The organism is Sphingomonas oryzagri (assembly GCF_029906645.1).
In the GTDB taxonomy this organism is placed as follows: Bacteria; Pseudomonadota; Alphaproteobacteria; order Sphingomonadales; family Sphingomonadaceae; genus Solisphingomonas; species Solisphingomonas oryzagri.
This window is the reverse complement of sequence record NZ_JARYGZ010000001.1, coordinates 1,614,344-1,639,388: the sequence shown is the minus strand read 5'-3', so window position 1 is coordinate 1,639,388 and position 25,045 is coordinate 1,614,344. Positions and strand designations below refer to the sequence as shown.

Annotated in this window: 28 protein-coding genes; 11 read left to right on the top strand and 17 right to left on the bottom strand. The window is 67.0% G+C overall.

Annotated features, from left to right (window positions below; translation table 11 throughout):
* Positions 1-90 precede the first annotated feature (90 nt).
* Positions 91-1,509 carry a chromosomal replication initiator protein DnaA gene (gene dnaA, locus QGN17_RS08010; RefSeq protein WP_390902643.1) on the top strand — a complete coding sequence of 473 codons (1,419 nt, stop codon included), beginning with the start codon at positions 91-93 and terminating at the stop codon, positions 1,507-1,509.
* Here dnaA and QGN17_RS08005 read toward each other — a convergent pair.
* The 6 genes from QGN17_RS08005 to secB all read right to left on the bottom strand — a co-directional run bounded on the left by QGN17_RS08005 (position 1,506) and on the right by secB (position 7,549).
* Entirely contained in the window at positions 1,506-2,294 is a 789-nt protein-coding gene (locus QGN17_RS08005; protein WP_281043954.1) for a metallophosphoesterase, read from the bottom strand. The two genes, dnaA and QGN17_RS08005, sit on opposite strands and share 4 nt — an antisense overlap.
* Positions 2,295-2,383: 89 nt before the next feature.
* Entirely contained in the window at positions 2,384-3,058 is a 675-nt protein-coding gene (locus QGN17_RS08000) for a DUF4136 domain-containing protein (RefSeq protein WP_281043953.1), read from the bottom strand.
* Positions 3,059-3,152: 94 nt separating this feature from the next.
* Positions 3,153-4,175: a tryptophan--tRNA ligase gene (gene trpS, locus QGN17_RS07995; protein ID WP_281043952.1), complete on the bottom strand. Its 1,023-nt coding sequence runs from the start codon at positions 4,173-4,175 to the stop codon at positions 3,153-3,155.
* Positions 4,176-4,451: 276 nt separating this feature from the next.
* The gene (locus tag QGN17_RS07990) at positions 4,452-5,240 is read right to left on the bottom strand and encodes a DUF3658 domain-containing protein (protein WP_281043951.1); all 789 of its coding nucleotides are present in this window, start codon (positions 5,238-5,240) and stop codon (positions 4,452-4,454) included.
* Positions 5,241-5,427: 187 nt separating this feature from the next.
* Positions 5,428-7,014, bottom strand: coding sequence for a murein biosynthesis integral membrane protein MurJ (murJ, locus tag QGN17_RS07985; RefSeq protein WP_281043950.1), 1,587 nt, complete (start codon positions 7,012-7,014; stop codon positions 5,428-5,430).
* Between the two features lie 28 nt (positions 7,015-7,042).
* The gene (gene secB / locus QGN17_RS07980; RefSeq protein ID WP_281043949.1) at positions 7,043-7,549 is read right to left on the bottom strand and encodes a protein-export chaperone SecB; all 507 of its coding nucleotides are present in this window, start codon (positions 7,547-7,549) and stop codon (positions 7,043-7,045) included.
* Between the two features lie 199 nt (positions 7,550-7,748).
* Here secB and QGN17_RS07975 point away from each other — a divergent pair, with 199 nt between their 5' ends.
* The 4 genes from QGN17_RS07975 (at position 7,749) to QGN17_RS07960 (ending at position 10,531) form a co-directional block, all read left to right on the top strand.
* Positions 7,749-8,408, top strand: coding sequence for a Tim44/TimA family putative adaptor protein (locus QGN17_RS07975; protein ID WP_281043948.1), 660 nt, complete (start codon positions 7,749-7,751; stop codon positions 8,406-8,408).
* A complete protein-coding gene (mltA, locus tag QGN17_RS07970; RefSeq protein WP_281043947.1) occupies positions 8,405-9,619 on the top strand; it encodes a murein transglycosylase A in 1,215 nt (404 codons plus the stop codon). Before QGN17_RS07975 ends, mltA begins: the two co-directional genes overlap by 4 nt.
* Before the next feature lie 190 nt (positions 9,620-9,809).
* Complete coding sequence (locus QGN17_RS20885; RefSeq protein WP_313790155.1) at positions 9,810-10,220, top strand: Smr/MutS family protein; 411 nt, start codon at positions 9,810-9,812, stop codon at positions 10,218-10,220.
* The gene (locus QGN17_RS07960; RefSeq protein ID WP_281043945.1) at positions 10,220-10,531 is read left to right on the top strand and encodes a hypothetical protein; all 312 of its coding nucleotides are present in this window, start codon (positions 10,220-10,222) and stop codon (positions 10,529-10,531) included. The genes QGN17_RS20885 and QGN17_RS07960 overlap by 1 nt, the downstream gene beginning before the upstream one ends.
* Here QGN17_RS07960 and dapE read toward each other — a convergent pair.
* Positions 10,508-11,647 (bottom strand): succinyl-diaminopimelate desuccinylase, encoded by a 1,140-nt coding sequence (gene dapE / locus QGN17_RS07955; protein WP_281043944.1) that lies wholly within the window; start codon positions 11,645-11,647, stop codon positions 10,508-10,510. The genes QGN17_RS07960 and dapE overlap by 24 nt on opposite strands.
* Before the next feature lie 136 nt (positions 11,648-11,783).
* Between dapE and QGN17_RS07950 the strand changes: the two genes are divergently transcribed.
* Complete coding sequence (locus tag QGN17_RS07950) at positions 11,784-12,224, top strand: cupin domain-containing protein (RefSeq protein ID WP_281043943.1); 441 nt, start codon at positions 11,784-11,786, stop codon at positions 12,222-12,224.
* Between the two features lie 30 nt (positions 12,225-12,254).
* Here QGN17_RS07950 and QGN17_RS07945 read toward each other — a convergent pair whose 3' ends face one another.
* Entirely contained in the window at positions 12,255-12,923 is a 669-nt protein-coding gene (locus tag QGN17_RS07945; RefSeq protein ID WP_281043942.1) for a glutathione S-transferase family protein, read from the bottom strand.
* A gap of 126 nt (positions 12,924-13,049) precedes the next feature.
* Between QGN17_RS07945 and QGN17_RS07940 the strand changes: the two genes are divergently transcribed.
* Positions 13,050-13,607: a hypothetical protein gene (locus tag QGN17_RS07940; RefSeq protein WP_281043941.1), complete on the top strand. Its 558-nt coding sequence runs from the start codon at positions 13,050-13,052 to the stop codon at positions 13,605-13,607.
* 9 nt (positions 13,608-13,616) lie between these two features.
* Here the strand turns inward: QGN17_RS07940 and yihA are convergent, their stop codons facing one another.
* The 6 genes from yihA to QGN17_RS07910 form a co-directional block, all read right to left on the bottom strand.
* Positions 13,617-14,267, bottom strand: a complete 651-nt coding sequence (gene yihA / locus QGN17_RS07935) for a ribosome biogenesis GTP-binding protein YihA/YsxC (RefSeq protein WP_281043940.1) — start codon at positions 14,265-14,267, stop codon at positions 13,617-13,619.
* Positions 14,264-15,955, bottom strand: coding sequence for a membrane protein insertase YidC (yidC, locus tag QGN17_RS07930; protein ID WP_281043939.1), 1,692 nt, complete (start codon positions 15,953-15,955; stop codon positions 14,264-14,266). Before yidC ends, yihA begins: the two co-directional genes overlap by 4 nt.
* Positions 15,956-15,994: 39 nt before the next feature.
* Entirely contained in the window at positions 15,995-16,204 is a 210-nt protein-coding gene (gene yidD, locus QGN17_RS07925) for a membrane protein insertion efficiency factor YidD (RefSeq protein WP_390902689.1), read from the bottom strand.
* The gene (gene rnpA, locus QGN17_RS07920) at positions 16,204-16,470 is read right to left on the bottom strand and encodes a ribonuclease P protein component (protein WP_390902642.1); all 267 of its coding nucleotides are present in this window, start codon (positions 16,468-16,470) and stop codon (positions 16,204-16,206) included. Before rnpA ends, yidD begins: the two co-directional genes overlap by 1 nt.
* Positions 16,471-16,541: 71 nt before the next feature.
* Complete coding sequence (rpmH, locus tag QGN17_RS07915; protein WP_026094665.1) at positions 16,542-16,676, bottom strand: 50S ribosomal protein L34; 135 nt, start codon at positions 16,674-16,676, stop codon at positions 16,542-16,544.
* Positions 16,677-16,775: 99 nt separating this feature from the next.
* Entirely contained in the window at positions 16,776-17,087 is a 312-nt protein-coding gene (locus QGN17_RS07910) for a hypothetical protein (RefSeq protein ID WP_281043937.1), read from the bottom strand.
* Between the two features lie 106 nt (positions 17,088-17,193).
* Between QGN17_RS07910 and QGN17_RS07905 the strand changes: the two genes are divergently transcribed.
* Entirely contained in the window at positions 17,194-18,702 is a 1,509-nt protein-coding gene (locus tag QGN17_RS07905; RefSeq protein ID WP_281045178.1) for a YifB family Mg chelatase-like AAA ATPase, read from the top strand.
* 22 nt (positions 18,703-18,724) lie between these two features.
* Positions 18,725-19,267: a DUF805 domain-containing protein gene (locus QGN17_RS07900; RefSeq protein ID WP_281043936.1), complete on the top strand. Its 543-nt coding sequence runs from the start codon at positions 18,725-18,727 to the stop codon at positions 19,265-19,267.
* Between the two features lie 15 nt (positions 19,268-19,282).
* On the opposite strand, the gene QGN17_RS07895 is transcribed toward QGN17_RS07900, so the two are convergent.
* From QGN17_RS07895 to QGN17_RS07885, 3 genes are all read right to left on the bottom strand, one after another.
* The gene (locus QGN17_RS07895; RefSeq protein ID WP_281043935.1) at positions 19,283-21,346 is read right to left on the bottom strand and encodes an FUSC family protein; all 2,064 of its coding nucleotides are present in this window, start codon (positions 21,344-21,346) and stop codon (positions 19,283-19,285) included.
* Positions 21,347-21,356: 10 nt separating this feature from the next.
* A complete protein-coding gene (locus tag QGN17_RS07890) occupies positions 21,357-21,683 on the bottom strand; it encodes a hypothetical protein (protein WP_281043934.1) in 327 nt (108 codons plus the stop codon).
* Between the two features lie 277 nt (positions 21,684-21,960).
* Complete coding sequence (locus QGN17_RS07885) at positions 21,961-22,863, bottom strand: LysR family transcriptional regulator (RefSeq protein WP_281043933.1); 903 nt, start codon at positions 22,861-22,863, stop codon at positions 21,961-21,963.
* A 115-nt stretch (positions 22,864-22,978) separates the two neighbouring features.
* On the opposite strand from QGN17_RS07885, the gene QGN17_RS07880 reads away from it, so the two are divergent.
* Both QGN17_RS07880 and QGN17_RS07875 read left to right on the top strand, forming a co-directional pair.
* A complete protein-coding gene (locus QGN17_RS07880) occupies positions 22,979-24,490 on the top strand; it encodes an acetyl-CoA hydrolase/transferase family protein (protein WP_281043932.1) in 1,512 nt (503 codons plus the stop codon).
* Positions 24,491-24,529: 39 nt separating this feature from the next.
* Positions 24,530-24,919: a nuclear transport factor 2 family protein gene (locus tag QGN17_RS07875; protein ID WP_281043931.1), complete on the top strand. Its 390-nt coding sequence runs from the start codon at positions 24,530-24,532 to the stop codon at positions 24,917-24,919.
* Positions 24,920-25,045 lie beyond the last annotated feature (126 nt).

The window sequence follows — 25,045 nt, the reverse complement described above, 5'->3', positions numbered from 1 at the left end:
GGTGGCCGGCGCGCGGGGGTGTCTCCGGCAACGGGAAAACTTTGTCTTGAGCGGCTCGGGAAGGCATTTCCGGGCGCGGGGGAGATTTGCGTGAATCAGGCAGTGGGAGCGGCGGGAACGATGCACGTCACGATCGACGATCCGATCGAACTGGCGTGGGAATCGATCCGCACCGGCCTGCGCCGTGATTGCGGCGCGCGGACCTTCGACAATTGGCTGAAGCCGTCCCGCCTCGCCGGATTCGACGAGGACGAGGGTGCGGTCCGTATCGCGCTGCCCTCCGAGTTCATGGCGAACTGGGTCGAGACCCATTATGCCGAGCGCCTGCTTCATGCGTGGCGCGCGCATCTGCCGCAGGTTCGCCGCGTGATCGTCACCGCCGGCATCGATTCGCTGAAGCCGGCGCTGTTCACCGTGGCTCCCGTCGCCACGCCCGAGCCTGCCCCCGAATCGAACGCCGCCGAGGAGCCGACCGGCACCGTCGAGGGCATCCAGCTCGAGGGCCGCTACACCTTCGACAGCTTCGTCACCGGCAAGCCCAACGAGGTCGCCTACAACGCGGCGCGCACCGTCGCGGAAGGTGGGGCGCTCACCTTCAACCCGCTCTTCCTCCATGGCGGCACGGGCCTCGGCAAGACGCACCTGATGCACGCGATCGGCCACGAATATCGTAGGCGCGTGCCGAAGGCGAAGATCGTCTACATGTCGGCCGAGAAGTTCATGTTCGAGTTCGTCGGCGCGCTGCGCGCCAAGGACACGCATAACTTCAAGCAGCGTCTGCGCTCGGCCGACCTGCTGATGATCGACGACGTGCAGTTCATCGCCGGCAAGGATTCCACGCAGGAGGAATTCTTCCACACGATGAACGAGATCATCTCGGCCGGTAAGCGGCTGGTGATCACCGCCGATCGCAGCCCGCAGGATCTCGAGGGCATCGAGGCGCGCATCCTCTCGCGCCTGTCCTGGGGCCTCGTCGCCGACGTCAACCCGGCCGATTTCGAGCTGCGGCTCAACATCATCCAGCGCAAGCTGGAATCGATGCCGCACGTGAACGTGCCGCAGGACGTTCAGCTCTTCCTCGCCAAGCGGATCGCGTCGAACGTGCGCGAGCTGGAAGGCGCGCTCAACCGGGTCATCGCCTATGCGATGCTCAACAACCGGCCGATCGACGTCGCCTTCGTGGAAGAAACGCTGACCGACGTGCTGCGCGCCCACCAGCGCCGCATCACGATCGACGAGATCCAGCGCAAGGTCTCCGATCACTTCCGCATCCGCCAGGCCGAGATGACCTCGGCCCGCCGCGCGCGCGAAGTCGCCCGGCCGCGCCAGATCGCGATGTATCTGGCGAAGCAGCTGACGCCGCGCTCGCTGCCCGAGATCGGCCGCCGCTTCGGCGGGCGCGATCACACCACGGTGATCCATGCCGTCCGCCAGATCGAGAAGCTGCGCAAGGCGGATGCCGAGCTGGACGCCGACGTGCGGCTGCTGCTCCGCCAGCTCGAGGCCTAACGCCCCAGATCGATCAGCCAGTAATCCGGTGTCGCGCCGAGGCGCACCGGAAGGCTGCTCGTGCCCAGCCCGGCGGTGACGATGGTCAGCCGATCCGGTTCCCGGATCACCCCGCACGCGTAACGCCGCCCGGTGGCGGATGCGGTCAGGATCGGCCCGATCGGCCAGGGCGCGATCTGCCCGCAATGGGTATGGCCGGCCAGCAGCAGCCTGAACGATCGATCGACCTGCGGCACATTGTCCGGCGTGTGTGTGAAGACGAGCTTCGGGCCGGCCAGGTGGCTGAAGCCGCTGAACGGCGCGCGCATCCGTGATCGGGCCGTCAGCACGCCGTCGATCCCGACGATTGTCAGCGGGCCGCGTCGAACAGCGGCATTGTGCAGCAGGGCGACCCGCGATGTCGCGAGTGCGGCCTGGAGTGCCGCCCGAGCACCCTCGTCGTGATTGCCGAGGACGGCGAACACCCCCGACGGCGCGTGGAAAGCCGCCAGCGGGGCGATCGCGTCCCGCACGTCTGCCGACTTCACGAAGAGCGTTCCGGTCGAAAGGAAATCCCCGGCCAGCAGGACGAGGTCCGGGTGCGATCCGTTCACGCTCTCGACCACATGGGCGAGATGCGTGGCGCTGTCGCCAGGCATCGCGACATGGAAATCGGAGAGGAGCGCGATCCGCATCGGCGCGGCACCTGCCGGCCAGTCGGCCATATGCAGCCGCACGTGGCGGACGAGCGGCGGAGCCGATCCCAGCAGCAGCATGTGGAGCAGCAGCAGCCAGATGGCCGTCACGAGGCCGAGCGCGATCCGGCGCCCATGTCCTAGCGCAAGCGAAAGGCGCCGGACCGTCGGTCCGGCGCCTTCGATGGTTGCCGCGTCGCTCAGGCCTTGGGCTTCTGGCGCGGCGGAATGGTGATCTTGATGTCCTGGCCGGAATTGCCGGGGAAGCCGGTGAACATCGCGTCGATCAGGTTCGGCACGATCTGCGTCAGATCGTCGGTCACCGAATGGGCGCGGGCGCGGCCCTCGAACAGACGCTCGCCGTCCGCACGGGTGATCGTCATGCCGAGATAGCTCGAATAGATGGTGTAGCTCTCGACATCCGGGCAGCCCCACGGGCCCCACGGATCGCCCCAGCCATAGCCCCAGCCGCGACCCCAGCCCCAGCCGCCCCAGCGACCGCCCCAGCCGCCGCCCCAACCGGGGCCGCCCCAGCCGCCGAGGCCGCAGTTGAAGCCGCCCGGCGTGGTGGTGACCTTCTGCTGGCCGTGATCGACGCCGTAGCCGACCTGCACGATCATGTCGGCCGGGCTGCCGTCGGCGGTTTCATGATAGCCGACCTGGGTCAGGTGCGCGGCGACGTCGCGCGCGTAGGTCGCGAATTCGAGTCCGCCGCGATTGTGCGGATCGGAAGCCTCGATACGGAACGTCTGGCCCTGCGGCGCGGGAAGCCGCTGGAAACGCTGGACGTTCGCCTGGAAATTGGTGGCGCAACCCGACACGCCCAGCAGGGCGATGGGGGCGGCGATGGAAAGCAACAGGCGTTTCATGGTCATGGACGTGCCTCGTGCGCGGAGGATTCCGCATGTCAGGACGTGACGGCCACTCCTCCGCCAAGCGTGCTGAATATGCGTTGAACGCATGCGCGTGTCACCGAGTTTCTCGTGTCAGCCCCAATGCGGCATAGGCGCCCGCCAGTACCGGCTCGGCCGCGGCGCGCGCCTTGGCGGCGCCGTGGGCGAGGATGCGGTCCAGCTCGGCGGGGTCGCGCTCCAGCTCGGCAAGGCGCGCGGTGATCGGGCGCAGCGTCTCGACCAGCAATTCGGCCAGCGCCGGCTTGAACGCGCCGAAGCCCTGCCCCGCGAATCGTGCCAGCACCTGCTCCGTGCTCTCGTCCGAGATCGCAGCATAGATGCTGACGAGGTTCCGCGCCTCGGGACGCTCCGCCAGCACGGCCGGATCGGCGGGCAGCGGCTCCGGATCGGTCTTGGCCTTGCGGATCTTGGCGGCGATCGTGTCGGCATCGTCGGTCAGGTGGATGCGGCTCTGCTCGGACGGATCGGACTTGCTCATCTTCGCATTGCCGTCGCGCAGCGACATGATCCGCGCGGCGGTTGGCGGGATCATCGGCTCGGGCAGAGTGAACAGATCGGTGCCGAAATCGAGGTTGAACTTGGTCGCGATGTCGCGCGCCAGCTCCAGATGCTGCTTCTGGTCCTCGCCCACCGGAACATGGGTGGTGCGGTAGACCAGCACGTCGGCGGCCATCAGCACAGGATAGGTGAACAGGCCGACCGAGGCGCCCTCGCGGTTCTTGCCGGCCTTGTCCTTGAACTGGGTCATCCGGTTCAGCCAGCCGATCCGCGCGGTGCCGGCGAGCAGCCAGGCCAGCTCCGCATGGGCGGGGACGGCGGCCTGGTTGAACAGCGTCGAGCGTTCCGGATCGATCCCCGCCGCGATCAGCGCGGCGGCCATCTGGCGGACGTTGCCGGCCAGCTCCTTCGGATCGTTATGCACGGTGATCGCGTGGAGATCGGCGAGGAAGAAGAAGCAGTCGCCGCCGTCCGCCGCCACCTCGTCCTGCATCCGCACCCAGTTGCGGATCGCGCCCAGATAGTTGCCGAGATGAAGGTTTCCGGTGGGCTGGATGCCCGAGACGACACGCTTGCTCATGGTCGCGCCCCTTGGGCCGCGAGGCGGTGCGCGTCAAGCCGCGAGGGTTCAGGGGGAAAGGCGAGGGGTGAAGTTGACAACTTTGACAGCAATGACGCCCGAAATCGGAGGCTGCTCTTGGGGGCTGGGTGGTGGTCTTCTGGAGGGGTGACGGTGGCCATCGCCACCCCTGTGTCATGCGAAATCCTACATGGGAAGGGTGGCGGCTAGCGCCCTACTCGCGGACGTTCTGCCGATTTTTGGATGAAGCCGATAACCGGTCATTGCCGATGGACGTCACCGGGCAGCCGGTAGGCGCAATTCACAACGCCGCATGTGCGAGAGATCACCTCGCCATTCCAACTTGCCCGCCTCAGCGAGATCAGCGAGACGAGCACCGAGAACAAGATCGCCGGTCTGGTAGACCCCAGTCTCCATAAACTCAAAGAGCAGACGAGCGACGATAAACGCCATCTTCTGCCATTCATACGTCGCATGACCTAACAAGCGGCCATCAAAGTAGTCGAGCTCTGCGGAAATCAAATCTGTGCCGGCAATCACCCGGAGAGGCGCGTTCTCCAATTTTAATTCCTCCCATCGCGCTCGATATTTTTGTCGCCTCTCATCTAGCAGTGGGACCGCCCGATCAACGAACTTTATCATGCCTTCGGCATTGGTAATCGAGAGTTCCTCCAACTCGACGACGGAGACCGGGGCATTTCCTAAGTGGGATAGCCACCACAAAAACCCAGCATAGGTCATGGTTTCCCGCTTCGAGACCCATGCAGTGATCGGCAGAGCCAGGGTTTCAAATGCCGCCATAAAGCTGACAACGTCGCCAGCGACGTCATCGTCGTCTGAATAGCCGAGATGTTTCTCGACCCACTTGGTGCGGGCGTTGGCATCATCCGTCGCAATCGGACCAAAACTAAAATTGTCAAACAAACATAGGACTTCGTCTGATCTGCCCATTATCTGAAGCGCTTGTTTCAGTGTTCCCGCAGCCGATGGGCTAAACAAGACGTGAAGTTTGTGCGCGGACATTTGCTTCTCACACAGGTGACGTCGATCGGTATCAAGGTTCATTCGCCTTCGCTACCCAGTGAGCAGCGACCACTTCCTCCATTTTTTAATACGAAGCAGCCGGTCTGCAATCCACCAATTCCCGTCATTGCGAGCGTACGAAGCAATCTACCCGCAGCCGTGGATCGCCACGCCGCTTCGCGGCTCGCGATGACGATTCTGGCGGTGATGATAACCGCCGCCGGCCGCCTCAGCCGCGCCGCCGCCTCAGCAGGGCCTTCGTCTCGCGCCAGTCGAACGCGCCGAACAGGAAGGCGCAGCCGAAATAGCAGGCGCCCGCCGGTACGATCAACAGCAGCAGCGCGCCGATCCGCTGGACGATCGTCCCGCTCGCATGCGCGGCGGTGAGCGGATCGAGGAACAGCAGCAACGCCGCCATCGCCAGCGTCGCCAGCAACAGCCGCACCGCGCGGCGCTTCAGCTGTGCGTCGACGGTGAACTGCCCGCGCCGGTGCAGCACCCAGTAGAGCAGCCCGACATTGATCCACGCGCAGCTCGCGCCCGAAATGGCGAGGCCGACGTAGGAGAGGTTGGTGCCGAACACGAAGAACAGGTTGAGCGCCATGTTGCACGCCATCTCGGTCATCGCGATGCGCACCGGCGCCTTCGTGTCGCCGCGCGCGTAGAAGCCCGGCGTGAACACCTTGATCAGGATGTAGGCGGGCAGGCCGCAGGAGAAGGCGGTCAGCACGGCGGCCGAGGCCGCGGTGTCGTGCGCGGTGAAGGCGCCGGTCTGCAGCAGGGCCGCGATCAGCGTCCGCGCGCCCAGCATCAGCCCGGCGGTGGCCGGCAGCGTGAGCAGCAGCGACAGCTCGATCGCGCGGTTCTGGGTGTGGATCGCGGAATTTTCGTCGCCTGCGCCGATCTGGCGCGAGATCACCGGCAGGATCGCGGTGCCGACGCCGATGCCGACCAGCGCGAGCGGCAGCTGGTTCAGCCGGTCCGCATAATAGATGTAGGAAACCGCGCCCTGGCCGAGCTGGCTGGCCGCGAGCATGGTAATGACGAGCAGGTTGAACTGCACCGCGCCCGCGCCGATCGCGGCGGGCCAGATGATCGCCAGCAGCTTCTTCACTTCGGGATTGAGCGTCGGCCGCTTGAGCTTCAGCTTCACGCCCGCCGCGCGCGCCGCGAGGATCAGCCAGCCGAGCTGCGCCACGCCCGATACGGTCACCGCGATCGCCTGCGTGTGGGCGGTGGAGATGCCGTCATGGCCCCGGAAGAAGAGCAAAGCCCCGATCATGCAGATGTTGAGCAGGATCGGCGCCGCCGCGTTCACCCAGAAGCGGTTGAGCGAATTCATGATCCCGCCGAGCAGCGAGACGAGGCTGATCAGCCCCAGATAGGGGAAGGTGATCTGCGTCAGGTGAACGGCGAGATCGAATTTCTCCGGCCCGCCGCCATGTTTGAAACCCAGGGTGATCAGCCACACGATCGGGCGCGGGAAGGCGACCATCAACGTGGTGAACAGGGCGAGGAAGGGGAACAGCACCGAGAGTACGTTCTCGGCGAAGCTCAGCCCTTCCGCGAGGCCGTCGCGTCCTTCCGCATCGCCCTGGCCGACGACGCGATTGAACATCGGCACGAAGGCGGCGGAGAAGGCGCCCTCTGCGAACAGGGCGCGGAACAGGTTGGGCAGGCGCCACGCGACGAGGAACGCGTCGGACGCGAAGCCCGCGCCGACGAAATGCGCCATCAGCTGATCGCGCACGAAGCCGAGGACGCGGCTGACCAGGGTCAGCCCGCCGATCGTCGCGGTGTTCTTGACGAGGCTCACGCCCCGCGCCCCCGGCCCGTTGTCAGGCTCAGGCCTGGCCGGCCGGCTCGCCCATCAGGCCGCCCTGCTGCTGCAGCTGGGCGTAGAAGAGCGCGTTGAAGTCGATCGGATCGAGCATCAGCGGCGGGAAGCCGCCGTCGCGCACCGCATCGGCCACCACGCGGCGAGCGAACGGGAAGAGCAGGCGCGGGGCCTCGCCGAGCAGGAAGGGCTGGAGCGCATCGGCCGGGATGTTCTGCAGCGCGAAGAGACCGCCGTAGAGCAGCTCGAGCTGGAAGGCGACGCCCTCGGCCGCCTTGGCCGTCACCTCGATCTTCAGCGCGGTTTCGTGCACGTTCTCGGCGACCTGCTGGGTGCCGATGTTGAACTGCACGTCGATCTGCGGCTGGTTCTGCCAGTTGTAGACGGCCGGCGCGTTCGGATTCTCGAACGAGAAGTCCTTCACGTACTGCGCGATCATGCCGACCTGCGGCTGGCTGTCCTCGCCATTGGCGTTGGGCACGGTCAGGAAATCGGGGGCCTCGTTCTCGGCCATCGGGCATATCCTCAAGTCGCTGGAGCCGCACGGACACCCGCGCGACGGATCGGGCGGCGACTAGCAGCCGCCGGAAACGAGGGCAATGGTTGCAGGGGCGGGATGTGCAGGATTTGAAACTGCGCGCCACCTCATCTATGTATCAAGGCAACTCATGCGGAGGCTGGGGCGTTTCGCTTGCCTCAGCCGTGGAGGTTAGGTGCCCGAGATCATCATTCTGGCCTGCGTTGCCCTGTTCGTCGCCTTCCGGCTCTACGCCGTGCTGGGGCGCCGTACCGGCCACGAGCAGCCGATCGTCAAGCCCGCCGACATGCAGCAGGCGCCGCTGATCGCGCGCCCGCAGATCGAGCAGCAGCCGGCCGCCAAGGCCGAGCCGATGGGCGCCGTCGCCGCGATGATCGATCCGCAGGCGCTCGATGGCGTGCGCCAGATCGTTGCCGCCGATCCGCATTTCGATGTCGCGACCTTCCTCGATGGCGCGCGCTCGGCCTATCGCATGACGCTGGAGGCCTTCTGGCGCGGCGACGAGGCCGAACTGCGTAAGCTGGTCGATGACGAGGTGTACGACGCGTTCGCCGAGTCGATCGCGGCGCGCAAGGCGGCCGGCGAGACGCTGGAGAACAAGCTCGTCTCGATCGAGCGCTCGATGATCGATCATGCCGGCATGGGCGGCCAGATGGCGATCGTCACCGTCCGTTTCGACGCCGACATCGCCGCCGTGACGCGCGATGCAGAGGGCCATGTCGTCGCCGGCTCGCTGAGCGATGCGGTGCAGACTCACGACCTCTGGACGTTCAGCCGCCACGTGAAGGCCGACGACCCCAACTGGATCCTGATCGAGACCGACGAGGCCGCATGAGGCTCCGCGCGCTGGCGGCGGCGACCGTCTCCTCGCTGGCGCTGGCCTCGTGCGTGGGGCCGCAGGGGCGGGAGGCGCGGAATTTGCCTCCACCTCCGCCGTCGAAGCCCTCGCAGCCCTATGTCCCGACCACCGCCAAGACCGCGATTCTCGCGGGCGTGACGCGCGGGCCGGCCGTCGCCTCGCTGGCGATCGATCCGGCCAAGGCGGATACGGTGCTGGCGGCGTTCCGCTCGTCCTGCGCCGCGTTGCTCAAGCGTGCCGACGGCAGCGGCCTCACCACCGCCGCCGACTGGCAACCCGCCTGCACCGCCGCCGCGAGCTGGCCGCAGGGGCAGGGGGTGAGTTTCTTCCAGCGCTATTTCGAGACGGCCAGGATCGGGCAGGGGGCGCTCTACGCCACCGGCTATTACGAGCCGCAGATCCAGGGATCGACCACGCCGCAGCTTGGCTACGACGTGCCGATCTACGGCCCGCCCGATGACATGGTGAGCGCCGATCTCGGCCAGTTCATGCCCGAACTCAAGGGCAAGACGATCCGGGGCAAGGTGCAGAACGGCAAGCTCGTCCCCTATCCGGATCGCAGCCAGATCCAGGGCGGCGCGATCAACGGCCACGCGCCGATCATCGGCTATGCGGCCGACAAGATCGATTTCTTCTTCCTGCAGATCCAGGGATCGGGGCAGCTTCGCCAGCCCGACGGCAGCATCGTGCGCATCGGCTATGCCGGGCAGAACGGCCAGCCTTATACCGGCATCGGCAAGTGGATGTTGGCGCAGGGGATGCTGCAACCGGGGCAGGCCTCGATGCAGGGGATCGTCGGCTGGCTGCGGTCGCACCCCGATCAGGCCGATGCGGTGATGGACCAGAACCGTAGTTTCGTGTTCTTCAAATATCTCAACACGCCCCCGGTCGGCGCGCTGGGCGTGCCGGTGACGGGCCGCGTGTCGGTGGCGGCGGACCCCGCCTTCACGCCGCTCGGCGCGCCGGTGTGGCTGGCGCCCGAGCGGGCCGAGGCGGCGGGGCTATGGGTCGCGCAGGATACCGGCGGCGCGATCAAGGGCGCCAACCGCTTCGACACCTTCTGGGGCGCGGGTGCAGACGCGGCGCGCATCGCCGGCGGCATGTCGGCGCACGGATCGGCCTATGTCCTGCTGCCCGCCGGCACGATCGCGAGGCTGGCCGGTGCCGGGCAGATCCCGCAGGCCTGACCCGGCGGAGGGTGAAGCCCTCTGGCAACGTGTCGTGGAGGATGTGAGGCCGCTCAAGGGGCGGCGAGCCTCCCTGCTGTCGACAGCAGCCAAGCAGAACCCCGTTCGTCCTGAGCCTGTCGAAGGACGGGCCGCGAGCACACCGCCCGCTGCCCGTCCTTCGACTTCGCTCAGGACGAACGGGGTGGGAGTGGCGAGCGGTTCCGGACTATCGAACGGATCGCGGGTTGTGGTCGCCAAACCGCCCGCCAACACTCTCGACGCCTCCTGGGACCGCAAGCTCGCGCGTGGTCTCGTGGCGCCCGATCTCACCATCGATCTCCACGGCTTTACCCTGTCGGCTGCCCATGCCGAGCTGGAGGCAGGCCTCACCCGCGCGGTGGCGATGCAGGCGCGGCTGATCCTGCTGGTGACGGGGCGCCCGCCGCCGCCGGGCCGCAGCCGCCTGGACAACCCCTTACGCGGCGTGATCCGCGCCTCGATCGGCGACTGGCTCCACCACGCCCGCCACGCCAGCCACATCGCGGCGGTGCGGAACGCCCACCCAAGGCACGGCGGGGCGGGGGCGCTGTATGTGGTGCTGAAGCGGGTGCGGGGCTGATGGCGAGCGTAATGCAGCTTCCAGATATGCACGATTGGTCGCTCACGACGATCAAGCTTGATTGGATTACCGGGTCGGTCACGATCCATCTTCGCGACGGAACCGGGCCGAGGCGTCTCTTGGCTTCGGCGGTGAGCGAACTGACAATCCCGAGATTGGCGCCGTGGGGGAAAAGTCAGTCCATCAATAGCGTCGATGGACCAACGAGCGATGACGCAGGTCCGATCGGTCTGAGGATCGAGATGCAATCGGGAGATGTCATCTCGTTATCGGCCGGGGCAATTGAGCTAGAGGCCTTTTCCGAAAACTGATTTCAACACTGCCTCGTAAATATCTGCCAACACGCGCAAATCCTCCACTGCTGCCGCTTCGTCGAGCTTGTGCATGGTCGCGTTGGGGAGGCCGAACTCCACGGTCGGGGCGATCTGAGAGAGGAAACGGGCGTCGGAGGTGCCGCCGGTGGTCGAATAGGCCGCTTCCGCCCCGGTCACGGCGCGGATCGCGTCCGAAACCAGCGAGGACAGCACGCCCGGCTCGGTGAGGAAGGCCTCGCCCGAGATCATCGCCTCGACGGTCGCGCGCGGTGCTTCCTCGGCCGCGATGCGGCGGATTTCGGCCTCCAGAGCAGCGCCTTGCTGCTCGTCGTTGAAACGGATGTTGAGCCGCGCGCGCGCCGTACCGGGGATGATGTTGGTGGCGCCGCTCGCGACCTCGATGTCGGTGACTTCGAGGTTGGAAGGCTGGAACCAGGCATTGCCGTCGTCGAGGTGCCAGCGCTGCAGCCGATCGAGGATGCGGACCAGCCGCGTCATCGGATTGTCGGCGAGGTGGGGGTAGGCGACGTGGCCCTGCGTGCCAGGCACCTCGATCCAGGCGTTGATCGATCCGCGCCGGCCGATCTTGATCGTGTCGCCGAGCCGCACGTCGGAGGTCGGCTCGCCGACCAGCACCATGTCCGGCCGGATGCCGCGCGCGTCCATCCAGTCGATGATCGCGCGGGTGCCGTGGATGGCGGGGCCTTCCTCGTCGCCGGTGATCAGCAGGCTGAGCGTGCCCCTGTGATCCTGCACCCGTCCGGCGGCGGCGATGAAGGCGGCGATCGCGCCCTTCATGTCGACCGCGCCGCGCCCGTAGAGCAGGTCGCCGCGAATTTCGGGCTCGAAGGCGCCCGCCGTCCAGCCCTCGCCGGCGGGCACGACGTCGCTGTGGCCCGCGAAGGCGAAGTGTGGCGCGCCATGGCCCCGTATCGCAACCAGATTCTCCACCGGTCCGTGCGGCGCCTCTCCGCTGGTGAAGCGGTGGACGGTGAAGCCTTGCCGCTCCAGCGCCTGCGTGAGCACATCCTGCGCGCCCGCATCGGCGGGGGTGACGCTGGGGCAGCGGATCAGGTCGGCGGTCAGCGCCACGGGATCGATTGGACCGGTCATGGGCTTGGCGTTAGGCTGGTGGGGTGGATTTGCCTAGACTGCCCTCATCATTGCGAGCGCAGCGAAGCAATCCATTGCGGTGGCGGGTGGATCGCCACGGCGCTTCGCGCCTCGCGATGACAACGGAGGGAGAAGGATGCCGAAGATCGACATCGACGCTATCGAGGGCAAGACGGGCAGCGATTATCCCGATCCCTACAATCTCGGTGGACATGGGCGGGTCTATCGCTCGCTGGCGCGGGCCGGCGCGATCACCGATTTCGAGGCGAACCACGTCGTCCTGCCGCCCGGCGCCTGGTCCAGCCAGCGCCACTGGCATGAGCGGGAGGACGAATTTCTCGTCATGACGTCAGGCTCGGCGACGCTGATCGACGATAATGGCGAGACGGTGCTGAAAGCCGGCGATTGCGCGGCCTTTCCCAAGATGGATCGCAACGGCCATCATCTGATTGGCGGGCCGGAGGGCGCGACCTTCGTGGTGGTCGGCATGCCCGAGACCAGCCCCTGCCATTATCCGGATATCGACCTCAGGGCGGAGGGCCCGCGCTATTTCCACAAGGATGGCACGCCGTATTGAGCGTTCTCCCGCCCTTCCAGGGAGGGGCCTTTAGGCGGTCGGCAGCGTCTCGAACTTCTCGATCACCCAATCCTCGGCCTGCGCGCCGCCGATCCATTCCTGCATGAACGGATGCAGGAACATCGCCTGCATGTAGGGGATGGCGAAGCGCGGCAGCGGCAACTGGTAGGTGACGATCCGCGTGCAGACCGGTGCGAACATGATGTCGGCGGCGCTGAATTCCCCGAACAGGAACTCGCCGCCCGTGCCGAACCGCGCGCGGGCCTGTGCCCAGAGTTCGTACAGGCGGGCGAGATCGGCCTCCACCGCGGCGGAGGGCTTATAGTCCGGAAAGCGCTGGCGGATGTTCATCGAACATTCGCGGCGCAGTGCGGCGAAGCTGGAGTGCATCTCCGCCGCCATCGATCGCGCCATGCCGCGCGCGCTGTCGTCCGCCGGCCAGAACTTTTCGCGGCCCACCCGATCGGCCAGCCATTCGATGATGGCGAGCGAATCCCACACCACCGTCTCGCCGTCCCACAGGATCGGTACCTTGCCGGAGGAGGGGGCGAATTCGTCGCCCTCGCGGCGCTTGTCCCAATCGGCGTCGTAGAGCGGAACGACGATCTCCTCGAACGGGAGACCCGACTGCTTCACCGCCATCCAGCCGCGCATGGACCAGCTGGAATAAGCCTTGTTGCCGATGATGAGCTTGAGCATGGGCGGCGTTGTGCGGGGCGGCGCGCGCGAGGTCAACCCGAGCGTCCCGCGATGACAGCCGCATTAAATCTTCCTTAGGCGCCGCCGCTCCACATCTGCTCCGGGGTTCAGGCAGGGGATGATGTCATGGGGCCGTTTTCGGGTCCGGCTCAGGGATGCGCGACGGGCACGCTGCTGATCGGAAGTCTGATGCTCGCCACGAGCTGCTCGCCGGCCGTAGCGCAGGATCACGAGACCTGGCGGTGCACCACGCCCAACGGCCACTATGACAACAAGCTGATACCAGTCCCCGCCAAGGCCACCACGATCAGCGGACGCATCGCCTTCCACAGCGGGGACTTCGGTGGCGACTGGAATTCGATCGCACAGGTCAGCTTTCGTCAGGACGGGTCGCCCGACGGGAACTGCCATTGCAGCGGCATTGCCGCTTACGGCTTCCAGAATCCCAACCACGTCGAATATGATGTGAAGACCCGCGACGAGGACAGCCTGCTGCGCGCAAGCTATTTCGATACGGCGATCACCTTCAGGATCGAGGTCGATCCCAAGGGCCTGATGACCGTGACGTTCGGCAAGAACAATCCGAGCGTGAAGACCGTCCCGATATCCTATACCGGGCATGACAGCGTGGAACTGTCCTGTTCGGGTGCCGACGTCAGTTTTCTGAATATCGACGTTCAGTAAGAACTGGCCTCAGGCGCTGATCGCGTCCAGTACCGCCGCGCGTAGCTCGGGAATGCCTCCGCCTAGTTCGCTGGATGTCGGCAGGATCACCGGGTGCGCGGCGACGTGCTTGCGCGCCTCGGCTTCCACCGCCGCCGTCACCGCCGCCAGTTCGGTCGCCTTCACCTTGTCCGACTTGGTGAGGACGATCTGGTAGGAGACGGCCGCCTTGTCGAGCATCTCCACGATCTCGCGGTCGACATCCTTGATGCCGTGGCGCGAATCGATCAGCACCAGCACGCGCGCCAGCACCGCGCGGCCGCGCAGATAGTCGTTCACCAGGAACTTCCAGCGCTTCACCATGTCCTTCGGCGCCTTGGCGAAGCCGTAGCCGGGCATGTCGACCAGCCGGAAGGCGATCGGCTCGCCCACGTCGAAGATGTTCAGCTCCTGCGTGCGCCCCGGCGTGTTCGAGGTGCGCGCGAGGCCGGAGCGGCCGGTCAGCGCATTGATCAGCGTCGACTTGCCGACATTGGAGCGGCCGGCGAAGGCGACCTCCGGCGCGGTGGGATCGGGGAGGAAACGCAGCTCCGGCGCGGACTTCAGGAACTCGACCTTGCCGGCGAACAGCTTGCGCCCCGCCTCCAGCCGTTCGTCCGCCTCGGGCGTGTCTCCCCTCACGTCTTCGGCGCCGGCATCTTGCGGTTGAGCATCTGCATCTGCCCCACCGTGATCAGGTTGGAGAGGATGTAATAGACCTGCAGGCCCGCCGCGAAGGGCGACATGATGAACATCATGAACCACGGCATCAGCGAGAAGATCTGCTTCTGCGCCGGATCCATGTTCATCTGCGGGTTGAGCTTGAACTGCAGCCACATCGTGATGCCAAGCAGGATCGCCAGCACCGAGAGATGCAGGAAGCCGGTCGGCTGGAAGGGCAGGTAGCCGAACAGGTTGACCGGCGTCAGCGGATCGGGCGCGGAGAGATCCTTGATCCACAGGATGAAGGGCTGGTGGCGCATTTCCAGCGTCAGCGTCAGCACCTTGTAGAGCGAGAAGAAGATCGGGATCTGCAGCAGCACCGGAGCGCAGCCGGCGAGCGGGTTGATCTTCTCCTCCCGGTAGAGCTTCATCATCTCTTCCTGGAGCCGCTGCTTGTCCTCCTTGTGGCGCTCCTGCAGGGCCTTCATCTTCGGCTGCACGATCTTCATCTGCTGGCCGGACTTGAACTGCTTGTGGGCGATCGGGAACATCACCAGGCGCACGATCACTGTGAGCAGCATGATCGCCACGCCGAAGTTTCCGACCTGCTTGAACAGCCAGTCGAGCAGGTAGAAGATCGGCTTTTCGATCACGCGGAACCAGCCCCAGTCGATGGCGTGGTCCAGCTTGTCGAAGCCGTATTTGTCGTCATAGGTGTCGAGCAGCGAGGCGTCCTTGCCGCCCGCGAACAGGTAGGAGGTCTGCGTCGCGGTCTGCGCCGGACCGACCGGCGCGACGTTCGGCGCGAACTCGGCCTGATAGTGACCGCCAGCGCCCGCAAAGGCCGCGTCCACCTGCGCCTTGGGATCGGGGATCACCGCCGCCAGCCAATATTTGTCGGAGAAACCGAGCCAGCCGCCGGTCGACTGGAACTTCTGGCCGGCGGCGCCCGCCTCGTCCAGATCCTTCCAGTTGGTCTTGTACTGGGCGATGCCGCCCATCACGCCGATCGGGCCGACATGGACCTGCCAGCTCGACGGATCCTTGGACTGGCCGGCGCGCGAGACGAGGCTGTAGGGGCGTGCGGCGACCGGCGCACCCGTGCCGTTGGTCACGCTCTGCTGGACGGTGAAGAGGTAGTTGTCGTCCACCGACAGCTTGATCGCGAAGGCCTGGCCCTGCTCGTTGTTCCAGGTGAGCGTCACCGGCTTGCCGGGCGCCAGCACGTCGCCGGCGGCCGTCCACACCGTGTTGGCGTCGGGCAGCCTGATGTTCTGGCCGCTCCAGCCGAACGAGGCGAAATAGGCGTCCTGCGTGCCTTCCGGCGAGAACAGGCGGACCGGCGGCGAATTCTTGTCGATCGTCTCGCGCTGGGTGGTGAGCACGAGGTCGTCGATCTGGGCGCCGCGCAGGTCGATCGAACCGGCAAGCTTGGGCGTCTCGATCTTCACGCGCGGCGTCTGCGCGAGCACCTTCGCACGATCGAGCGTCTGCGCGGGTGCGTTGGAGGCCGGCGTCGGCTGGGGCAGCGGCACCGACTTGCCGTTGACGATCTGCGTCGCGGGCTTGTTGGCGGTCGGGAAGAACTTGTCGGAGAGCAGCGCCCATCCGAGCAATACGATCGCCGACAGCACCAGCGCGGTGATCATGTTACGCTGTTCGTTCACCGAAGAACCCCCGAATCCGTCTGTTTCATGGCGCCCTCTTCAGGGCACCGGGTCATAGCCATGGCCGCCCAGCGGGTGGCAGCGGCAGATACGCCGCGCCGCCAGCCAGGAGCCGCGCGCCGCGCCATAGCGCGTCCAGGCCTCGATCGCATAGGCCGAACAGGAAGGCGTGAAGCGGCAGGTCGGTCCCATCATCGCGGACGGCCCCGCCTGCCAGGCTTTCGCCACCAGCACGAGGCCTTCCTTGATCACCGGGAGAGCTTCCTCAGCGCCTTGCCCAGTTCTTCCTGCAGCAGCGCGTAATCCCGCTCGATCCCGCCGTTGCGGCCGATCAGGACATGATCGGCGCCGGGAATGCCATGGGCAGGGAGAAGCGCGCGGCCGAGCGCGCGGAAACGGCGCTTCATGCGGTTGCGGACCACCGCATTGCCGATCTTCTTGGTCACCGTGATGCCGAGGCGCATCGCCGGATCGCCGTCATCGCGCGGGCGTACCAAAAGCACGAAGCCGGGCATGGCCCGGCGCGCGCCCCCGTTCGCCGCGAGGAAATCCGCGCGGCGCCGGAGGATGACGTAAGCGTCTTGGCTCAGGCCGAGAGCGACTTGCGGCCGCGCGCGCGGCGGGCGGCGAGCACCTTGCGGCCGGCGGCAGTCGCCGAGCGGGTGCGGAAGCCGTGGCGACGCTTGCGCACGAGGTTGCTGGGCTGGAAAGTGCGCTTCATCGTCTCGGTCCTCGAACGTCTGATCTATACAACGAAAAAGGGCAGCCGAACGGGCGGCCGCCACTGACGGGGCGCGGATAGGCAAAAGCGCCGGGAGAGTCAATTGGTGCCGGCCGCCGTCGCCAGCTTTTCGCGCGTCCGTCGGCGAAGCGCGCTCGGGCGGCGCATCCCCCGGTCGATCAGCGCACCGGCGCGCGGCCAGCGGCGCTTGAAACGGACGTAGACGCGCTTTGCCAGGGGCGAGGTCTGCAGGATCAGCGCGAAGCCCGCCGCCAGCACGAAGATGCCGCCGGGGCCGGGCAGCAGGCCGACCAGCGGTGAAAGCAGCACGAGCAGCCAGCCGAGCGCGTGAATGGCGTGGCGGATGCCATGCGTCCGCTTCCAGATCCGCCATCGTTCGCGCCAGGTCATGGGAAGGATGTGGGCGGGGATTGTGACGGGCGCAAGGCGGGAGGGCTGGACACCCGCCTTGTTGCCGCTACGTTCCGTCGCAACAGGGGTAATTTCGGGGGTGGCGTTGGTCGCGATCGTCTCGACCGTGGCGTTTCTCGGGCTGGAGGCGCGCGCCGTGGAGGTGCAGGTGCAATTGGCGCCGGGCCTGCCCGCCTTCGTCGTCGTCGGCCTGCCGGACAAGGCGGTGGCGGAAAGCCGCGAGCGGGTGCGCGCCGCGCTGGCGGCGATCGGCCTGTCGCTGCCGCCCAAGCGGATCACCGTCAACCTCTCGCCCGCCGATCTGCCCAAGGAAGGATCGCACTTCGACCTGCCGATCGCGCTGGCCCTGCTCGGCGCGATGGGGGTGATCGATGCCGAGACGCTGAGCGAATATGTCGCGGTGGGTGAACTCGGGCTGGACGGGCGGATCGCGCCGGCGGCGGGTGTGCTGCTGGCAGCGCTCCATGCGTCCGAACAGGATCGCGGGCTAATATGTCCTGCCGCACAGGGGCCGGAGGCGGCGTGGGCAGGGCGGATCGAGGTACTCGCCGCGCCCGATCTGCTGGCGCTGATCAATCATCTGAAGGGCACCGGCCAGCTCAGCCCGCCGGGCAAGGGGCAGGCCGATCCGCCGCCCGCCGGCCCGGATCTGCGCCAGGTGAAGGGGCAGGAGAACGCCAAGCGCGCGCTGGAGATCGCGGCGGCGGGTGGACACAATCTGCTGATGGTCGGTCCACCCGGCGCCGGCAAGTCGCTGATGGCCGCCTGCCTGCCCGGCATCCTGCCCGACCTGACACCGGCTGAGGCGTTGGAGGTGTCGATGGTCGCCTCGGTGGCGGGCGAACTGCCGGGCGGTCGCCTGATCCGCGCGCGTCCGTTTCGGGCACCACATCATAGCGCCTCGATGGCGGCGCTGACCGGCGGTGGCCTCAAGGCGCGGCCGGGCGAGGTGAGCCTTGCGCATCTCGGCGTGCTGTTTCTCGACGAGCTGGCAGAATTCCAGCGCCCGGTGCTCGATTCGCTGCGCCAGCCGGTCGAGACGGGCCGGGTGACGGTGGCGCGCGCCAATGCCCATGTCACCTTCCCGGCGCGTGTGCAGCTGATCGCGGCGATGAACCCGTGCCGCTGCGGCCATCTCGGCGACGCCGCGCTCGCCTGCGCCCGCGCGCCGAAATGCGCCGCCGACTATCAGGCGAAGGTCAGTGGGCCTTTGCTGGATCGCATCGACCTCCACGTCGAGGTGCGTGCCGTCTCCGCCGCCGATCTCGTCCTGCCGCCGCCGGCCGAAGGGTCGGCGGAGGTGGCAGGGCGCGTGGCGGAGGCACGCGCGATCCAGACCGAGCGCTACGCCGCGCATGGCGTGCGCACCAATGCCGAAGCGGACGGCGAACTGCTCGATGCCGTCGCGGCGCCGGACGAGGCGGGGCGAAAGCTGCTCGCGCAGGCGGCCGAGCAGATGCGGCTTTCGGCGCGCGGCTATCACCGGGTGCTGCGCGTGGCGCGGACCATCGCGGATCTCGGCGGAGCGGACGGCGTTGGCCGCGTCCACGTCGCGGAAGCCTTGAGCTACCGGCGAAGGGCGCCGGTCAACTGATCGCGAACAGGAGGGCGATACGATGGAATGGATGATCCTGCCGCTGAAACGGTACGCGCAATTTTCGGGGCGTTCGCCACGGCGCGAATATTGGATGTTCGTGCTGTTCAACATCATCGTGTCGATCGTGCTGAGCATCGTCGATACCGTGCTGGGCCTTGGCGGCCACACGAGCAGCTATTCGGCGAGCGGCCCCGGATCCTATGCGGCAGGCGCGGGAACATCGGGTGGGATCCTCTCCGGCCTGTGGTCGCTCGCTATCCTGATCCCGTCGATCGCGGTGGGCGTGCGGCGGCTGCATGATGTCAACCGCTCGGGCTGGTGGATGCTGGCGCCTGTCCTGGTCCTGGGTGTCGCGATGGTGTCCGCGCTGGCGCGTCTCGGCGCCAACCCCGATGCGTCGATGTTCGGCTTCGGCATCTTCTTCATGGTGGCGATGCTGATCGGCCTGATCGTGTCGATCCTGCTGCTGGTATGGGCCTGCACGCGCGGCACGATCGGCCCTAACCGCTTCGGGCCGGATCCCTATGCGCCGATCGACGATCTGCAGGAGACCTTCCGCTAAGCCCTGTCGGTGCCGTCAGGCGTTGCACCACAGGCCCACCGTCGCGATGATCGCGGTCCGGCGATCGGCGGGAGGTGCGGACCGGCATAGCCGCCGCAAGGCGAGGCTGGTCGTCGCCGAGAGGCGAACCCGGTCTGGCTGCCTGCTGCCCTGTCTGATCGCGAGGCGGGTCCGGCGGAGCAGCAGATCGATGAGCGCCGCGTCGCGGCCCGATGTGCGCATCTGGATGGCGCGGAGCTGATCGATCGACATGCCCATCCGCACGCGCTTCAGCATGGTGACGATCGCGGCGGTGCGCTCGTCCTCGTCGGCCGACGGCATCGCGCTGATCAGCCCGACGCGATCGAGCATCCTCGCCGCCAGAGCTGCCTTGCGGGCGCCCGTACGCTGCCGGAAATGCCGATCGAGCGCCGTCCTTCCGGCGGATGCCAGCTGCCTGATCCGCGTCTCCGATCCGATGCCGCGGACCAGCCGCAGCGCGATCATCGCGATCACCGCCCCGGCGAGCTGGGCGACGCTGCTGTTCGCGAACGCCGAAAAGTCCCCATCGTAGGATCGGCCCAGCATCAGCAGCCCCGGCACCACGAGGATCATGCCGATCGCGACGGGAGACCCGCCGGGCAGGGTGAGCGTGAAGGCGACCAGGATCAACGCCGGCGACAAGGCGGCGGCCAGCACCGGGAAGTCGGTGATCCGGGGCAGGATCGCGAAATCATAGACGAGCGCGATCGCCGATCCCAGCAGCACGCCCGCCACCGCCCCCCGGCCCGAAGGCATCGGATCCTCGAGATTGGCGAACAGGGCGCACAGGATGCTGCCGAGCACGACGGCACCCGCGCCATCGGGCCATGCCGACGCGATCCAGAGCAGCGAGCAGCCGGCCACGGTGAGGATGGTCGCGGCGGCGCCCCGCATCGCGGCGTGATGATCGAGGTGCCTGTGGGGCTTGTGCGCCACCGCCAGGATCGCCGGATTGCGGGGCGGGGCGGACCCACGCTCCAGCATCTCGCCCAGCTGGCGGCAATGGTCATGCGCCGCGACCAGATCCGCGAGGCGATCGAGCAGGCTGAGCTGCATCGCCTCGTCGAGCTGCCGGACCTCGGCCGGATCGGGTTCCAGCGAACGGATCGCGCGGGGCATGTCGTCATGGGGGCCGTCGTTGTCCAGCCAGGATCGGACCATCTCGATCCGTGCGGCGGTGGCGGCGGAGAGGTGCGGGCCGATCCGCATGAGACGATCGCCAACCGCGCCGCTCAGCGCGAGCACGTGCATCAACTGGTGCTGGAGGGCGCGCAGCGCGTCGGCTCGCACCGGCCTGCGGCTCATGTCGAAGGGCAGGTGGGTGAGCAGCAGGTCCAGCTCGCCGATGTCGCGCACCAGCCGGGTGTGCAGATGGTGATCGATCTCGCGGCTCTCGGGATCGAGCAGCCGGCTCGACAATCGCCGGGCGTCTAGGATCATCGCCGTGGCCCGGCTGCGCAGCCGGCTCGTCACGCTGCGCGGAAACGCCAGGCCGTGGACGAAGGCCGAACAGAGGATGCCGATGCCGATCTCCTGCGCGCGGATCGATGCGATGTCGAAGATCGCATCGGGTCGGGATACCGCCGGGAAGCCGATGATCGCGGCCGTATATCCCGCAAGGAGGAAGAGATAGGCGCGCGGGCTGCGATCCAGCATCGAGACGTAGGTGCACAGACCCAGCCAGAGCGCGAGGGCGAGGGTCAGCAATTCGGGCGTGTTGACCAACAGCGGCACCAGCACGATCGCCGCCGCCGCGCCTGCGACGGTGCCGATGAGCCGGAACAGCGCCTTGGAAAGCACGGCCCCGGCCAGCGGCTGCGCGACGATCAGGCAGGTCGTCACCGCCCAATAGGGGCGGTCGAGACCGATCCGCAGCGCGATCCAGAATGCCAGGATCGCAGAGGCGACCGTCTTGAGCGCGAAGAGGCTGTCCTCGATCCCCGCCAAGAGGGCCGCCCCCGCCTGACGCCAGGCAGGGGCGGCCGGCGAGCCGTCCAGGGAGGGGAAGACGGCTCGGATCGTGCCGGCGCCAGAGGGGGCTTGGGCGGCGCCACGCACGATGGGGTCCTCAGCTTCCGAACGACTGGCGTTCGATAGACAGGCCGGTCACGGTATCGCCCTGTCGATCGACATCGACCGTCCAGTCGACGTCGTGGAGCACGCTTTCCACCGTCTCGAAGGATTCCGCCGTGCAGTGAAGCCGGGCCGCCGGCCTGGTCGAGCAGCGCGCGCCGGCCTTCAGCAGCAGCGCGCGGGCATCTTCGACCGACGAGCCGATGGGAATGGAGGCGTGCAGATAGGCGTTGGCCCGGTCGATACGGTCCTGACCCGAATAATCATATTCCAGGCTGTTGAAGGTCGTCGGGCGAGCCGACACGGTGATCGGGTCGGCCATGGCCGGCGCGCTCGCTCCAAGCATCGCAAGGGCAGCGATAAGGATGCGGTTGGACATTTGAGGTCTCCGAAGGCGACGCCATCGTCGTCGAACGGCGATATGCGCGGCTGCGGCGCGCAAGCCCAAGATCGTTTCCATTTGGAATCATACCAGATGGATATAGTCGTGCGAAAAGAGCCGATGGAACGCCTCGATGAAGGCTGTTCGGCTCTCATTATGTCTGGTTCAGCATGCCGGCCGCCTTCCGGGCGGAACAGAAGCCGGCCAAGAGTCCGGTTCACCCAGGGGCTTTTCCCAGGGGGTGCGAGGCACGGGGGAACTCGTCCCTCAGGAACCCGATCACGGCCCGAACACGCTGCGGAACGCCCATCGCGCGAAAGCGGTGTCCGATCGACAGCACCAGCGGAGCGACGACGGCATCGGGCAACACGATTGCAAGATGACCCGCCGCGATCGCCGGGGCGACTTGGATATGCGGAAGAAGCGCGATGCCGAGCCCGCCGAGCGCCGCGCGATGGACCGCTTCGCTGCTGTTGGCGCGGAACGGCCCCTGGACCCGCTGCGTGTCGCCATCGATGTCCCAGACGGCTGGCATCGCGCCATAGCCGTAGGTGATGCAATCATGATGGGTGAGGTCGCGCACGCCGGCCGGCACGCCCCTCCGGGCGAGATAGGCCGGCGAGGCGACCAGCCGACGTTCGATCAGGCCCAAAGGCTCGACGCCCAGCGCCTCGGGTGCCGGATCGCCGACCCGCAGTGCCAGGTCCACGCCGCTTTCGATCAGGCTGTCCTGCCAGTCTGCCACCGCGAATTCGACACGCAGGCCCGGATGCCGATCGATCAGATGCGCGAGCCGATCAGTATAGTGGAGGCCGAGCGCAGTCGTCACGCCGACCCGAACCACGCCTCGTATCGCCGTGCTGCCGGCCAGATCCGCCTCGACATTGGCGATCTCCGCCACGACGCGCTGGGCGTGATTCAGAAGTCGCTCGCCTTCGGCGGTCAGCGTCAGTTTTCGCGTCGATCGATGGATCAGGCAGACGCCGAAATGCGCCTCCAGTTGATCGATCCGGCGGGCGATGGTGGTGTGGCTGGCGTGGCTTTCCGCAGCCACCGCGGTGAAGCTCCGCCGTTCAGCGACGCGGGCGAAGGTCTGCAGGTTCTGGTAGAGATCGCTCATCTGCACGCCCTATGCACAAGTACGATGCGTATATTCCCTATTGCCTCCGAATATGCACGTCTCGAATATGTCTGTCAGGCTGGCAGCGATGGCCGGCCGTTTCAGGAGATACGGGATGACGGACAGGATCGCGGCGCCGGCATTGCGCGCCAAGGTGACGAGCGCCGCGGAGGCTGCGCGTCTGATCCGCCATGGCATGACCGTCGGCATGAGCGGTTTTACCGGATCGGGCTATCCCAAGGCGGTTCCGGTCGCGCTCGCCGCGCATATCGATGCCGAGCATCAGGCGGGGCGCCCGATGAAGATCAAGGTCTGGACCGGCGCGTCGACCGGGCCGGAACTGGACGGCGCGCTCGCCAGGGTGGACGGGATCGAGCTTCGCCTGCCCTACAATTCCGACCCGGTGGCGCGCGAACGGATCAACAAGGGCGAGATCGACTATCTCGACATGCATCTGAGCCAGGTCGCGCCGATGGCGTGGCAGGGCTTCCTCGGCGAACTCGACGTCGCGGTGATCGAGATCGTCGGCATCCGCGCGGACGGCAGCCTGATCCCGTCCTCGTCGGTGGGCAACAACAAGACCTGGCTGGATCGGGCCAAGGGTGTGATCCTGGAGGTCAATCGCTGGCAGAATCCGGCGCTCGAAGGGATGCACGACATCTATTACGGCACGGCGCTGCCGCCGCATCGCGTGCCGATCCCGCTGGTCCGCGCGGACGACAGGATCGGGCAGGACACGCTGCGCTGCGATCCCGACAAGATCCTCGCCATCGTCGAGACGGACGCGCCCGATCGCAACGCTCCCTTCACGCCGCCCGATACATCGGCGCGGGCGATCGCGGGCCACCTGCTCGATTTCTTCGCGCATGAGGTGAAGGTCGGTCGCCTGCCGGCATCGCTGCTGCCGCTGCAATCGGGCGTCGGCAACATCGCCAATGCCGTGCTCGCCGGCTTGGTCGACGGGCCGTTCGACAATCTCTCGGCCTATACCGAGGTCATCCAGGACGGGATGCTCGATCTGCTGGATAGCGGGAAGCTGCGAATGGCGTCGGCCACGGCCTTCTCGCTCAGCCCCGAGGCGGCCGAGCGCATCAATGCGGACATGGCGCGCTATCGCGACCGGATGATCCTGCGCCCGCAGGAGATCAGCAACCATCCCGAACTGATCCGGCGGCTGGGCTGCGTCGCCATGAACGGGCTGATCGAGGCGGACATCTACGGCAACGTCAATTCCACTTGCGTGATGGGTTCGCGCATCCAGAACGGCATCGGCGGATCGGGCGATTTCGCGCGCAACGCCTATGTGTCGATCTTCATGACGCCGTCGACCGCGAAGGGCGGCAAGATTTCCGCGATCGTGCCGCAGGCGTCGCATGTCGATCACATCACGCAGGACGTGGCGGTGCTGGTGACGGAGCAGGGGCTGGCCGATCTGCGCGGCCTCAGCCCGCGCAAGCGCGCCGACCTGATCATCGAGCGGTGCGCCCACCCCTCCTACCGCGATGCCCTGCGCGATTATCAGGCGCGGGCGCTGGTCGGCTCCTACGGGCTGCATGCGCCGTCGCTGCCGGGCGAGGCGCTATCCTGGCACCAGCGCTTCATCGATACCGGATCGATGCTGGGGTGAGCGGTGGCGGGGGCCGGCCCTTCGCGGTAAGGCCCCCGCATGAGCCATTCTCCCGACCTCGCGATCCGGTTGAGCCGCGCGCGCTTCAATCAGGCGATCGCCGACGCAGACCTGAACACGATCGCCGCGCTGCTGGCCCCCGATGTCGTGCTCGTTGCAGGGACGGACAGCGCGGTGATCGCGGGGCGGAAGGCGCAACTGGCGACGTGGAAGCGGGAGTTCGCGGCCGCCGGCCGCGCCATCTATGTCCGCACGCCGGAAACCGTGACGGTGTCGCCCGCTTTCCCGTTGGCCTTCGAGCATGGCGCCTGGCGCGGCACGGCGGCGGCGGACGGCACGCTCATCGCGAGCGGCACCTATACCGCGAAATGGCGGCAGTTCGGATCGGAGTGGCTGATCGAGGCCGAGCTTTTCCTCACGCTCGCCTGACCGGGGGCGTCGTCACGCTTCGGCCGGTGCCGGCGTGGCGATGTCTCTTCCACCGGCTCTGCGCCGCGCACCCGTTTCCTGTCTGGCAATCTCTGGAAGAGGCCCGTATAGCCGCTCGCATTCGAC